We start from the raw sequence: 13,839 nt of genomic DNA, 5'->3' as shown, positions 1-13,839 counted from the left end.
CCCATTAATATATAATAAATATCTTTAAGCAAAAGAACTTAGTAAAAAATATATCGTATTCAGTAAAAAATCTGTTTACAGAATGGTATATATAGTTATATAATATACTATATAAGATACAAAAAGATAAAAAGTATAGCACAATGAAAGAAGGTGATTATTATTCAGCTTAATGAAAGACAACTAAAAATAATAGATATAGTTAAGGAAAATGAACCAATAACGAGTGAAAGTATTGCCTCCAGCTTGAATGTGACTCGTGCTACACTTAGATCTGATTTAGCTATATTAACAATGACAGGAATACTAGATGCAAGACCAAAAGTTGGATATTTTTATTCAGGAGTTAGTGAAATTAATCTAATTGGTAAAAGTATAAAAGAAAAAACAGTAGAAGATATAATGAGCATGCCTGTACTAGCTAAGAAAGATGAAAGTATATATGATGTAATAGTCACTATGTTTTTATCTGATGTAGGGAGTATAGTTATTATAGATGAAAATGAAGAATTATGTGGAGTTGTCTCTAGAAAGGACTTATTAAAAGCAACTATAGGAGGTTCTGATATAAATAAGATGCCAATAGGTATGATAATGACAAGAACCCCAAACGTAGTTACTTTGAATAAGGGAGCGAGTGTTTTATTGGCTTCAAAAAAAATAATAGAACATGAAGTAGATTCGATTCCAATTGTTGAATATAAAGAAGAAGACAAAAATCATATGAAGGTTGTTGGGAGAATATCAAAAACCAACATAACTAAGCTATTTTTAGAAATAGTTGACAATTAAGGAGGTATGCTGGTGAAAAACCTAATTATATATGCAGTATCAGACTCAGTAGGGGAGACTGCACAACAAGTTGCAAAAGCATGTATGTCACAATTTTATGTAAATGAAACTTATGAAATAAAAAGATTTCCATATATGATTAATAAGGGAGTATTACTTGAAACGTTAGAAAATGCAAAAGCTGAAAACGCTTTGATTGTATATACATTAGTTGATGAAGAATTATGCAGTATTGTTGAAAGATATTGCGAAAGAGAAGGTCTTAGTTGTATAGACTTGATGACTGATATATTAAGAGAAATAAGTAAAAGAACTGGAAGAAAACCTAAAAGAGAAGCTGGTATAATCAGAAAATTAGATGAATCTTACTTTAAGAGAGTTGAGGCTATAGAATTTGCAGTAAAATATGATGATGGAAAGGACCCTAGAGGAGTTCTTCAAGCAGACATAATTTTAGTGGGAATATCAAGAACATCTAAAACCCCTTTAAGTATGTATTTAGCTAATAAAAATATAAAAGTAGCTAATGTACCATTAGTTCCAGAAATACCAATTCCTAAAGAAGTATTTGAAATAGAAACTAAGAAGATAATAGGTCTTACTAATTCACCTGAAAAGTTGAATGAAATAAGAACTCAAAGATTAAAAGCTTTAGGGCTATCTAGTAAAGCTAATTATGCTAACTTAGAAAGAATACTTCAAGAGTTAGACTATTCAGAAGAGATAATGAAGAAAATTGGATGCCCAGTAATAAATGTTTCAAATAAAGCAATTGAAGAAACTGCAGGTATAATTTTAGACATAATGAAAGAAAATGGTCTAAAAATATATAAAGAAATAGAAATTTAATAAAATGTCTAATAATAAAAATGATATAAATTAAAATAAAAAAGATTAATGGGGGATTTAACAATGGAAACTAAGTATGTTTATAGTTTTGGTGAAGGAAGCAAAGACATGAAATCTTTACTAGGAGGTAAAGGTGCCAATTTAGCAGAAATGACTAAGATAGGCTTACCTGTCCCTCCTGGGTTCACTATAACAACAGAGGCATGTAATGACTACTATGTTAATAATGAAAGTATAAGAGCAGAAATAATAAAAGAAATAGAAGCACATTTAGCTACTTTAGAAAAAGATTTAAACAAAACATTAGGATGTAATAAGAACCCACTATTAGTATCAGTTCGTTCTGGTGCAGTATTCTCTATGCCAGGAATGATGGATACAATACTTAACTTAGGTCTTAATGACAATAGTGTCATTGGTCTAGCAGAAGCTACACAAAATGAAAGATTTGCATATGATAGTTACAGAAGATTCATACAAATGTTTTCTGATGTTGCTATGGAAGTGCCAAAATACAAATTTGAAAATGTACTAGATAGAGTAAAAGAGGCAAAAGGATACACAGTTGATACAGAACTTACAACTGATGACTTAAAAGAAATAGTAAAAGAATTTAAGGCAATATACAAAAAAGAAATAAAAAGTGATTTTCCACAAGACCCAAAAGAGCAATTAATGCTTGCTATAGAGGCAGTGTTTAGATCATGGAATAACCCTCGTGCAATCGTATACCGTAGATTGAATGATATAGCTCATAATTTAGGAACAGCAGTAAATATTCAATCAATGGTATTTGGTAATATGGGAGAAACTAGTGGTACAGGTGTTGCATTTACTAGAAATCCAGCTACAGGAGAAAATAAATTGTTTGGTGAATTCTTAATGAATGCTCAAGGTGAAGATGTTGTTGCAGGTATAAGAACTCCTCAAAATATATCAACTCTTGCTGAAGTAATGCCAGCTGTATTTGATGAATTCGTAAAAATTACTCATATACTTGAAGGTCACTATAAAGATATGCAAGATATAGAGTTTACTATAGAAAATGAAAGATTATATATATTACAAACTAGAAATGGTAAAAGAACAGCAGCAGCAGCAATAAATGTAGTAGTTGATTTAGTTGAAGCTGGAATAATAGATGAAAAAGAAGCTATAATGAGAATTGAGCCTAATCAATTAGACCAGTTATTACATCCAAAATTTGAAGATAAAGCTTTAAAAGAAGCTAAAGTTATAGCAAAAGGTTTACCAGCATCACCAGGTGCAGCAAGTGGTAGAGTTTACTTCAATGCTGATGATGTAGTAAAAGCAAATGAAAAGGGAGAAAAAGTAGTTTTAGTTAGACTAGAAACATCTCCAGAAGATATAGAAGGTATGGTTAAGGCTGAAGGAATTCTTACAGCTAGAGGTGGAATGACATCACATGCAGCAGTTGTTGCTAGAGGTATGGGTAAATGTTGTGTTGCTGGATGTGGAGAAATAAAAGTTGATGAGTTTAACAAAGAAGTAAGAGCTCTTGATGATATAGTTATAAAAGAAGGAGAGTACATTTCTATAGATGGTTCTACAGGAAATGTTTACTTAGGAGATGTTAAGAAAACAGAAGTTTCTTTAACTGGAAACTTTGAAAAACTAATGCAATGGGTAGATAAGCATAAATGTATGATGGTTAGAACTAACGCAGATAATCCTAGAGATGCTCGTGCAGCTATAGAATTTGGTGCTGAAGGTATAGGTTTATGTAGAACTGAGCATATGTTCTTTGATGAAGACAGATTACCAGCAGTTAGGGAAATGATATTATCTAATACAGTAGAGCAAAGAGAAAAAGCTCTTGAAAAAATATTACCAATGCAAAGAGAAGATTTTGTAGAGTTATTCAAAGTTATGGATGGAAAGCCAGTTAATATAAGATTACTAGACCCACCACTACATGAATTCTTACCTCATGATGATGAAACTATAGAAGAGCTTTCAAAATCTATGGGAATAAAAGTAAGTGATATTAAGAAGAGAATAGTTGATTTAGATGAATTTAACCCAATGCTTGGACACAGAGGATGTAGACTGGCAATAACTTATCCTGAAATATGTGTAATGCAATCTAAGGCAATAATACAAGGTGCTATAGAAGCAATAAGAGCAGGTGTTAAAGTATCTCCAGAAATAATGGTTCCATTAGTTGGAGAAGTAAATGAGTTAAAGATAATAAGAAAAATGATAGTGGAAACTGTTGATGCTATAATAAAAGAAGAAGGAGTAGAAGTTCCTTATACTGTAGGTACTATGATAGAAATACCTAGAGCTTGTTTAACAGCTGATGAAATAGCACAAGAAGCAGACTTCTTCAGTTTTGGTACTAACGACTTAACTCAAATGGCATTTGGATATTCAAGAGATGATGCTGGTAAATTCTTAGGCCAATATGTAGATGAAGAAATATTAGAAAAAGACCCATTCCAAGTACTAGACCAAAATGGTGTTGGTAAGTTAGTTAAGATGGGAGCTAAATTAGGTAGAGAAGTTAAACCAGAATTAAAACTAGGAATATGTGGAGAGCATGGTGGAGAACCATCTTCAGTGGAGTTCTGTTATAGTGTAGGACTTAACTATGTATCTTGTTCACCATTTAGAGTGCCAATTGCTAGACTTGCAGCAGCTCAAGCATCTATAAAAAATCCTAGATAATAATATATTATAAATATATATAATTAAACTAAAATATTATATCCCCTATACATCAATGTATCAAATAGAGTATTTGTAAATTGAGTATAGGGGATTTTTATTTTATATTATTATAAAAAATATAATTTATATTATAGTAGGTGAAACGTTATTTAATTATGTTGCATATATTATTGTAAGAGAGAAATTTCAACTAATAATTAAATTGAGTTTACTGGAGGGGATAAAGTTGACAAAGTGTCCTAAATGTGGAAAAGAAGTATCATCACGTCCAGGTAGTATATGCCCACGATGTGGATTTAAAGTAGTAGAAGAGAGTCTTAAAATGAGATGCCCAGAACCTAGCTGTAGAGCATTAGTATCTAGGAAGTTAGACTATTGTCCTAAATGTGGATGTAAGCTGAAAGGATATAATATTTCAGAATTTGTTAACATGGTCAGATGTAAAATAGATGAAACATTTGATAAAAAGTAATTAAATTCAGCTTTAGACTTTATTTTGTGGTGAAGAATATATGTGTTCTTAGAATCAATGATATTTTAGTAAATAGAAAAAGAGTTGAACTAATAATAAGCCAACTCTTTTTCTATTTTATTGAGCAAATTTATTTTAGTAAATAAATGTTTCTATACAACAGTATTACTTTTTACTTCCATCACTAAGTATCCAAGGTTTTTCTATACCATTTTTTAATGAATTGTAGTTTACAATAAGTGTATCATAGCTATTTTTGGCATCTTCATTGCTTACTACTTGTTTTTTATAGTCAGTTAGAGTAATCAATCCTAAATCATATCTTAACTTAGTATTTTTTAATTGTTTTTCCGATAATTCAAGCTGTTTTTTAGTTGTTCCAATTGTATCTTCTAAAGCAAGTAATTGTGCATAGCTATCAATCAAGCCTTTTTTTAGAGCTTTTTTACTATCCTCTAGTGTAACTAAGCCATTTTCAGTATTATATTTTTGTTGAAGATAATTTGCATATGTAGTAAGTCCAGCAGCATAAGTCTGTCTTTCGTTGTTATACTCAGCAACATCTATTTTATATTGCTCTAAATCTTTTGCATATTTCTCCATAAGAACCTTATATTCATCATCAGTTAGACTACCTTGTTCTGGTTTTGTAGGAGCAACTGGTCTTGTAAGGTTAGGTCTATCTGGTAAATCTGCCTTATTTTCATCATCATCATTAAAACTTTCTTCTGTACGTTCTAAAATCAATTGGTCATACTTTAAGTATTCATTAACCTTACCTTCCATGTATGAATCAACTGAACCACCCACTCTAAAAGACTCAAAACGGTATTCTTTATCTAATTGATAGTTGTCTAAATTTATATTAGTCAACAACTTAAAATAATCTTGATTGTTTTTTAGTTCTTGAAGTTTAGCTTTTTGATTATTTTGCAATGTCTGAAGTTCAAGCTCAGCTGATTCAGTTTCTAATGATGTCACTAGACCTAAATCCTTTTTTAGTTTCATATCTTTAATTTCTTTAGCTTTTATCTCAAGATTATTTTTTATTTTATCTAACTCATTTTCTCTTGAGACTAAGTCATTGTACTTATTAGTAATATCATTAGCTATTTGGTCTTCCATAAAATATTTGGCCTGTTCGCTTTGATTTTTAAGAAGTCCAATTTGGTCATATGGAAATGAGTTATCGCTTCCAGTAAAACTATCAAATTCATCCTGTACTTCTAGTTTTTCTTTTAACATTTTTATTTCTTCTGATTTCATCTTTAATTTTTCGCTATTTTTAAGTGCAGCACTAACAGCATCTCTAGCAGTTAAAAGTTCTTTTTCAGCTGTTCTTTTAGTCGAGTCACTTAAGGTAGCATTATCAACTTTATTTATAGAAGAAGTATTATCATTTGCATAGGCTGGCATTAAATTAGCTGTTATTATACCAACACCACATCCAATTGCAATTATTTTACTAACTTTTTTATTCAATACAATCGCCCTCCATTTATATTTAAATTTTAGCTTTTAATTTTGGTTTTTTGAATATCTTTCCTTTTACATCTCCTATTTTATCTGTTATTTTACCAAATATTTTAGGCATCTTATCTGAAAACTTATTTTCCCACTTATCAAATATTAAATATATAGTAGGGATAAGTACTAGGGTTATTAGTGTAGATACAGTAAGACCACCCATTATAACTACGGCTAGTGGTTGCATTGTTTCTCCACCTTCACCAAGAGATAATGCTGTTGGTAACATACCTAAGATTGTCGTTGCTGTTGTCATTAAAACGGGTCTTAGTCTTGCAGCACAACCAATTGAAACCAATCCAATTAAATCATTGTTACGATTTGCTTTTCTAAGTTGCTCTATGTAGTCAATAAGAACTATACCATTGTTAACAACGATACCAATAAGTAAGATTATACCTAACATACCTACAGTACTTAAACTTTGACCAGTTACCAAAAGAGAAAGTACAACTCCAACAAATGCAAATGGAACACAGAACATTATTATAAATGGTTTACTAAATGATTCAAATTGGGCTACCATTACCATATAAACAAGTGCTATGGCTATAACCATTGAGAATCCAAGACTGGCCATAGATTCATTCATCATTTCTGTTTCTCCACCAACACCAATAGAGTAGTCTTTAGGGATTAGCATCTTGTTAGTTTTTTCTAATGCTAATTTTGTAGCGGTACCAGCATCTAAATTATCAAGTGTTGCAGTTATATTTACAGAAAAATCACCATCAGTTCTTGATATAGACTGTAAACCATCTACCATTTTTATGTCTGAGAAAGCTCCAAGAGGGACTTCATTTCCAGTTGCAGAATTTACTTTTAACTGTTTTATATCTTCTAAATTGTCAATACTATCTGCTTTGAACTTTAGATTTACATCGACTTTATAGTCATCAATAGTGGCAGTAGTGACTGAATCACCATTTATTGCAGTACGTAATAATCCTGCAATTTCTGCTGTATTTACACCGTATTCTTGAGCCCTATGTTTGTCTATTGTAAATTGAGCTTCTTGTGTTGTATCGGCAAGAGAAGTCTCTACATTTCTAAATCCTTTTATAGAACTGAATTCTTTTTCAACTTCTTTTCCTAATATCTTTAATACATCCAAATCAGGGCCCTTCATCTCTAATGTGAAGTCTGCTCCTGAAGTTCCGCCCATAACACTACTATTTTGACTTACATTTATTTTACAATCTGGAACAGTAGCAACTCTATCAATTATTTCTTTTTCTATTTCATCAGTAGTTCTCTTTCTATTTTTTTGAGATTCCAATTCAATTGCTATATTTGCACCATTATTATTTGAGTCTGATGTCAAACTTGTTATTAATGTCTTGACTTCTGGAATATCTGAAACTTTTTTCTCTGTCATAGACACATAATAATCATTAGCCTCTAAGCTAAGACCCTTTGGAAGTTCTATAGAAATAGCCAATTCTCCTTTATCTGCTGCAGGCATAAAGTCCATACCTATAAAGCTCATTCCAAATAGAGAAGCTACAAATATAAGTAAACTTGATATTACTACTAATTTCTGATGTCTTAAACATACACTTAGTAATCTTTTATATCCTTCACTTACCTTATCAAATATAGGGCTATCTTTTTCCTTCATTTTTTCACTACTTTTACCTCTACTTAGTTTTGCAAATACACTAGGAACAAGAGTAATTGCGCCTATAAAAGAGAAGGCTAGGGAAGCTATAAGTGTTTTACCTAAAGCCCCAAATGTTATTTTGGCTATACCTTCTGTAAACATAATAGGTAAGAAGATAGCTATAGTGGTCAATGTTGATGCTAATATTGCATTGGTAACAGTTCTTGTACCTTCAATAGCACAATCATCAATACTCAAACGGCCACTTTTCCTGTATTTAAATATGTTTTCAATTACAACTGTAGCATTATCAACAACCATACCAACTGAAATTACCAATGAACTTGCAGTGATAAGGTTTAAACTTTCACCTGTAAAATAGAGAACAGCTATTGCTCCTATTATAGAAATTGGTATTGCAACTGCAACAACTAATGAAGCCCTTACGCTTTTTAAGAAAGCAAAGATTACTATAAACGCAATAACTGCACTTATAAGTAAATTGCTCATTACACTGTTTATTGATTCGCTTATGTAAGCACTTGTATCATTAGCAATTTTAATTTTAAATTGTGGGTTTTCTTTATTCAATTCATCTACATATTTATATGCATCTTGCATAACTTTTACAGTATTTGCATCTTGTTGCTTAGAAATATCTATTACTAAACTGCTTTTTCCATTGTATCTATAAATACTATCTTTGTCTGCAAATCCATAATCTACACTACAAAGAGTATCTAAGTTAACTGTGTTTCCTCCTTTTACAGGAATTTGAATCTGTTTTATATCATCTAAAGATTCTAATTTATCAATTGATCTTAAGACTATCTTATCCTCACCTTGAGTAATTGAACCATAAGGGAATGTTTTATTACTAGATGATAAAATACCTTTTATAGTTGACAAACTAACTCCATAATTTGAAAGAACTGATGGGTCAGCTATTACATTAACTTGAGCTTTTTCTCCACCTTTAATGTCTGCTGATGTAGTACCATCTATAGATTCTATTTTAGGCTGAATTACATCTTCAGCGTATTTTCTTAGTGCTTGTGCATTATTGTTTCCACCAGATATAACAAGCTGACCTATAGCTTGTGCATTCATATCTAATTTTAGTACTGTTGGCTTAGCTGCATCATCTGGCAAGCTAGTTTGTAATGCATCTACTTTAGACCTAACATCGTTCATTATTTCATCCAAGTTGGTTCCAAATTCAAATTGAGCTACGACCATAGAAACACTTTCTTGTGAACTTGATATAGTAGAGTTTACATTTGAAACAGCTGATAAACTTTCATCAACTTTTTGGCTAACTTGTTCATCAACGTCCTGAGGACCTGCACCTGTCCAAGTAGTCATAACCATTACAACAGGTATTTCTATATCAGGCATTAGATTTATTGACATTTTTTTATATCCAATACCACCAAAAACTATTAAAACTAAGAAGACCATTATGATTGTGAGAGGACGCTTAACGGAAGTATGTGTTAAATTCATAATACTATTTCTCCTTTTCTACAGGAAATATCTTAGTTCCATCAGAAATAAGACTTATCCCTCCAATAACCACTGTATCTTTTTCACTTACACCACTTTTGATTGCTATTTTATCCTCTGTTACAATTCCAGTTTGAACTAATGTTTTCTTTGCTATGTTATCCTTAGTTGCTATGTATACATATTTTTTTCCATTTTCTTCAAATATTGCTTTTTTAGGTACTGTAACAGCTCCATTTTCTTTTTCAACACTTAAGTTTACTTGTGCAGACATTCCTGCCTTAAATTTGTTGTTAGTATTAGTAACAAGTATTTTAACAGGATATAAAGATGTCTGAGGGTCAACTACTGAGGGAACATAATCTATCTTTCCTAAAACTCTTTGATCTTCAATGACAACATCTACATTGCCATCTTTTTTAAATTTAGCTATATCTGCTTCTGCTACATTTAAGTCTACTTCTAATATATTAGGATTAGAAATAACAAAAGCTGGTTGTGATTGTGTTATCATCTCTTTTGAGTCAAAGTTTTTGGCTGTGATTGTTCCATCTACTGGAGCTTTTAATGTCAACTTATCTAAGTTACTCATTGCTAAATTATATGATACTTGAGCTTGGTCAAGTTGTTTTTTAGCAAGTGATTTAGCTTGAGGTATACTTTTTGAAGTTGCTGTATTGTATGCCCTTTGTGCAGAATCTAGTTGTTGTTTTGATTGCTCTAAAGCAACTTCTATTTTTTTGAATTGGTCTAAACTAATTACTTCCTGCTCATAAAGAACCTTATTATTGTCATAATTTCTTTGGGATTCATCATATTGAAGTTTTGCGCTATCAAGAGCTGTTTTTGCTTGATTTACTTGAGCTTCTAATGCACCTCCAGTGGCACTTGCATAACTTGCTTTTGCTAAATCCAGTGATGCTTTAGACTGTTTTACACTGTTTTCTAGATCTTCACTGGTTATACTCAATAAATCATCACCTTTTCTTACATTTTGCCCAAGTTTTACATAAACTTCTTGAACTGTGCCAGCAGTTTGAGCAGTAACTGATGTCTCATCTTTAACTTTTGTAGTTCCTGAGAAAGCATTTGTATTTTCTATTTCTCCACCTACTGCCTTTTGAACAGAGACTGCTATAGGTTTTTCTGGTTCAGGTTCATCTGTTTTTCCACATCCAACTAAGAATAGTGAACTACACATTAAAAAAACTACTAAATATCTTTTCATATATCCTCCTATTATATTTTACACTAGCTTGTTGTAGAATTTAAAGTGTCTTATAATTTAAGTTTAGTTTTAGGCTAATTAAAAAACTTCCCTTTTTTGGCATTTTATAATTCTCTAATTTGATTATAAATTTATAATTATTATGAGTCAATAACTTTTTCTTGTTTTAAATTTATTAATAGTTTATAATTTATACTATAATAGATAATGAATATTTTATTACAGTATTTATTGAAGGGATGTTACAAATATGGATAATGATAATATACTTAAAATAGCGGACTCTTTTTTAGACTTTTTATTTGTACTTCAAAATAATATATTCAAAGAAAACGATTTGTTAAAAAAATTTCAAAACAACTCAGATATGATGAAAGAGTATTTTGGAGAATGTCCAATGGCTCCATCACATGCAAAGGTAATTCTTTATCTTATGACATCAAACTCATCATCAATTTCTCAAATAGCTTCTAATTTAGGAATATTAAAATCAAATATGACACCAATTATTGATAGATTGGTAGAGCATGATTTAGTAAATAAATTTCCTGACCCAAAAGACAGAAGAGTTCTTAGAGTTGAATTGACAGATAAAGCATTTGAATTATTTGATATTGTACAATCTATTCTTAAAGAGTCTATAGTAAAAAAACTATCAAATCTTTCTGATGAAGAGCTAACTTTATTAGATGAACATACACTTAAACTATCAGAAATAGTAAAAAAATTAGTTTAAATGTACATAGGAGAAGCTATCATTATAAAGTTGAATTTTTACACAAAGCAGAAATAGCAGTAGTATAATATATCTAATATTATACTACTGCTATTTCTGCTTTTATGAATATTATTTAATTCTCAAATTCTATTTTCCAGTTGAAGTAGCCAGTATCTGGATTTTTATTGTATTTTAATGTAGCATCAAATTTATTTCCATTTTTAGAAGTTAAAGATTTTACTTTGGTCTCACCTTTTTTTAAAATATTTTTGACCATAGTTTTATTAACTTTCTTTTTGTAGAGACTTAAGTATTTGTCATTTTTCCAAATAACGAACTTACACTCTTTATGATTTTTACAAGCAAATCCTTTATCAAACTCAAGGACATCACCTTGACAAATAGGACATTTACCAAGAGAAGTATTTTCATTATTAGTTTTATTTTCTTTTTTAATATCTGTATCCTTTGATACAGCAATTTCCTTTTCAGAATCAGTCAAACTTTTTTTTGAGCTATTTTTTGAATCTTTTGCTTTTACCTTAGTAAATTTTTTAGTTTTTGAATCAAAAGTATAAGCCTCTGTATTTATATTTTTTGAAGCATCCTGTTTTATGATATTAACATTTTGATATATAAAACTAATAATATGAGTAAGATATTCTTTTCTAGTGTATTTACCTTTTTGAATATCACTTAAACTTTTTTCAAGTTTACCAGTGTAGTCCACATCAAATAAGTCCTTAACAGGAAAAATTTCAACTAAATTTTTTCCAAGGTCTGTTATAAAGTAAGATTTGCCTTTTTTCTTTACATAGCCAACCTGACTTATTTTTTTTAGTACATCGGCACGTGTGGCTGATGTTCCTATTGAATATCCTGAAAGTACAGTTGTATCTTCTTCAGGTACATTTTTACCACAATTTTTCATAGCTTTTAAAAGTGTATCTTCAGTATATGATTTAGGGGGTGTTGTTTGTTTAGTTAATGGCTTTATCTCTAAGACATCAACAATATCATCTTTGTTTACAAATGGAAGTAAATCGTTTTTTTCTTCCTTATTATATACCTCAAGGTATCCCTTTGATTTAAGTACTTTTCCTTTTGTTAAAAAAGTGCAATCATCTACTTTAGTTTTAATTTCTGTGTTCTCATATTCAGCAGGAGGCATAAAATTTGCTATAAATCTATCTTTTATAGCATCATAAACCAATTGCTCATCTTTAGATAAATTTTTGGGTATTATATAAGTAGGAATTATAGCACTATGCGAATCTACCTTAGATGAATCAAAGACCCTTTTTGTTTTAGAAAATTTAATTTTATTTTCATATTCAAGACCAACTTTTAATTTTTCTAAGGTTTGAGAAGCCTTTGAAGCTAAACTTTCTTCTAAAAAAATAGAATCGGTTCTTGGATAAGTTATATACCCACCCTTACCATTACCTTCATAAAGAGATTGACAGACATTTAAAACTTTATCAGAGGTAAAATTAGAGTACTTAGAAGTTATATATCCTTGAAGTGATGTTAAACTAAAAAGTTTTGGTGCATACTCTTTTGACATAGTAACTTTTTTATCTAGTATTTTGCCAGTTTGAGATGTAATTGAAGCTATGATTTTATTTGCATCTTCAAGTGTATCAAATTTACTTTCTTTACCTTTAATATATTTACCTTTATATTCACCATTTTCAGCTTTAAAATGACCCTCTACCTCATAATAAGTTTTGGGAACAAAATTCAGTATTTCCATATCCCTATCATAGACTAATTTGACTGTTGGAAGAATTACTCTACCTATATTTAATAATTTTCCATTTCCATATTTTAATGTAGCAACAGAAGTGAAGTTTATTCCAATTAGCCAATCAGTAATAAGTCTTGTATATCCAGCAGCTTGAAGATTTCTCATTTCATCTTCATCTTTTAAGTTTTTTATACCCCTTGTAATGTCTTCTGGAGTCCATTCATTTACCAAGATTCTTTTTACTGGTTTTTTATTTTTTGCAAGTAAAAATATTAAAAATGCTATAAGTTCTCCCTCTCTGTCATTATCAGTGGCATTTATTACATATTCCACATCTTTTCTGTTTAAAAGTTTTTTTACAGTATTGAATTGTTTAGTTTTAGAACTATCAATTTTGAATTTAAACTTATTTTCAGGCACAAATGGAAAATTATTCATTTTCCAAGAGCCAGAATACTTATCTTTATCATAATCTTTCATATCATATAATGATACTAAGTGTCCAACTGCATAAGTAATTATATAATCATTTCCTTCAAAGTAACCATCTTGTCTAGTCTTTGCACCTAAAAATGATGCTATAGTTTTTGCAACGGATGGCTTCTCAGCAAGTACAAGTTTCATAAAAAATCCTCCTTTAAAACACTAATAATTATATTACCACAAAAAAATAAAAAACTTCAAGAGGCTGAAATTTAAG

At 30.1% G+C, this 13,839-nt stretch carries 9 protein-coding genes; 5 read left to right on the top strand and 4 right to left on the bottom strand.

Annotation, left to right across the window (positions count from 1 at the left end):
• The first annotated feature begins 153 nt into the window (after positions 1 to 153).
• The 4 genes from KGF41_RS01045 (at position 154) to KGF41_RS01030 (ending at position 4,807) form a co-directional block, all read left to right on the top strand.
• Positions 154 to 792 (top strand): helix-turn-helix transcriptional regulator, encoded by a 639-nt coding sequence (locus KGF41_RS01045; RefSeq protein WP_227828242.1) that lies wholly within the window; start codon positions 154 to 156, stop codon positions 790 to 792.
• 6 nt (positions 793 to 798) lie between these two features.
• A complete protein-coding gene (locus tag KGF41_RS01040; RefSeq protein WP_227432627.1) occupies positions 799 to 1,641 on the top strand; it encodes a pyruvate, water dikinase regulatory protein in 843 nt (280 codons plus the stop codon).
• 63 nt (positions 1,642 to 1,704) lie between these two features.
• Positions 1,705 to 4,332 carry a pyruvate, phosphate dikinase gene (ppdK, locus tag KGF41_RS01035; RefSeq protein ID WP_227828243.1) on the top strand — a complete coding sequence of 876 codons (2,628 nt, stop codon included), beginning with the start codon at positions 1,705 to 1,707 and terminating at the stop codon, positions 4,330 to 4,332.
• Positions 4,333 to 4,561: 229 nt separating this feature from the next.
• Positions 4,562 to 4,807: a hypothetical protein gene (locus tag KGF41_RS01030; RefSeq protein ID WP_227432629.1), complete on the top strand. Its 246-nt coding sequence runs from the start codon at positions 4,562 to 4,564 to the stop codon at positions 4,805 to 4,807.
• A 165-nt stretch (positions 4,808 to 4,972) separates the two neighbouring features.
• On the opposite strand, the gene KGF41_RS01025 is transcribed toward KGF41_RS01030, so the two are convergent.
• From KGF41_RS01025 to KGF41_RS01015, 3 genes are read right to left on the bottom strand one after another with little or no spacing between them, the layout of a single operon-like run.
• On the bottom strand, positions 4,973 to 6,289 hold the full coding sequence (locus KGF41_RS01025; protein WP_227828244.1) for a TolC family protein: 1,317 nt from the start codon (positions 6,287 to 6,289) through the stop codon (positions 4,973 to 4,975).
• Between the two features lie 22 nt (positions 6,290 to 6,311).
• A complete protein-coding gene (locus KGF41_RS01020; protein WP_227856271.1) occupies positions 6,312 to 9,443 on the bottom strand; it encodes an efflux RND transporter permease subunit in 3,132 nt (1,043 codons plus the stop codon).
• Between the two features lie 4 nt (positions 9,444 to 9,447).
• Positions 9,448 to 10,671, bottom strand: coding sequence for an efflux RND transporter periplasmic adaptor subunit (locus tag KGF41_RS01015; protein ID WP_227828246.1), 1,224 nt, complete (start codon positions 10,669 to 10,671; stop codon positions 9,448 to 9,450).
• Positions 10,672 to 10,921: 250 nt separating this feature from the next.
• Here KGF41_RS01015 and KGF41_RS01010 point away from each other — a divergent pair, with 250 nt between their 5' ends.
• Positions 10,922 to 11,407, top strand: coding sequence for a MarR family winged helix-turn-helix transcriptional regulator (locus KGF41_RS01010; protein ID WP_227828247.1), 486 nt, complete (start codon positions 10,922 to 10,924; stop codon positions 11,405 to 11,407).
• Positions 11,408 to 11,522: 115 nt separating this feature from the next.
• Here KGF41_RS01010 and KGF41_RS01005 read toward each other — a convergent pair whose 3' ends face one another.
• Complete coding sequence (locus KGF41_RS01005) at positions 11,523 to 13,763, bottom strand: type IA DNA topoisomerase (protein WP_227828248.1); 2,241 nt, start codon at positions 13,761 to 13,763, stop codon at positions 11,523 to 11,525.
• Positions 13,764 to 13,839 lie beyond the last annotated feature (76 nt).

The sequence above is a fragment of the Clostridioides sp. ZZV14-6150 genome (assembly GCF_020657875.1).
Taxonomy (GTDB): Bacteria; Bacillota; Clostridia; order Peptostreptococcales; family Peptostreptococcaceae; genus Clostridioides.
The sequence above is the reverse complement of the archived record's forward strand: the minus strand, read 5'-3'. Positions and strand labels throughout refer to the sequence as shown.

Excerpts from the sequence above, each read along its gene's own strand:
- KGF41_RS01015 (WP_227828246.1), bottom strand. The coding sequence starts at position 10,671 with ATGAAAAGATATTTAGTAGTTTTTTTAATGTGTAGTTCACTATTCTTA.
- ppdK (WP_227828243.1), top strand. The coding sequence starts at position 1,705 with ATGGAAACTAAGTATGTTTATAGTTTTGGTGAAGGAAGCAAAGACATG.
- KGF41_RS01040 (WP_227432627.1), top strand. The coding sequence starts at position 799 with ATGCTGGTGAAAAACCTAATTATATATGCAGTATCAGACTCAGTAGGG.
- KGF41_RS01010 (WP_227828247.1), top strand. The coding sequence starts at position 10,922 with ATGGATAATGATAATATACTTAAAATAGCGGACTCTTTTTTAGACTTT.
- KGF41_RS01020 (WP_227856271.1), bottom strand. The coding sequence starts at position 9,443 with ATGAATTTAACACATACTTCCGTTAAGCGTCCTCTCACAATCATAATG.
- KGF41_RS01005 (WP_227828248.1), bottom strand. The coding sequence starts at position 13,763 with ATGAAACTTGTACTTGCTGAGAAGCCATCCGTTGCAAAAACTATAGCA.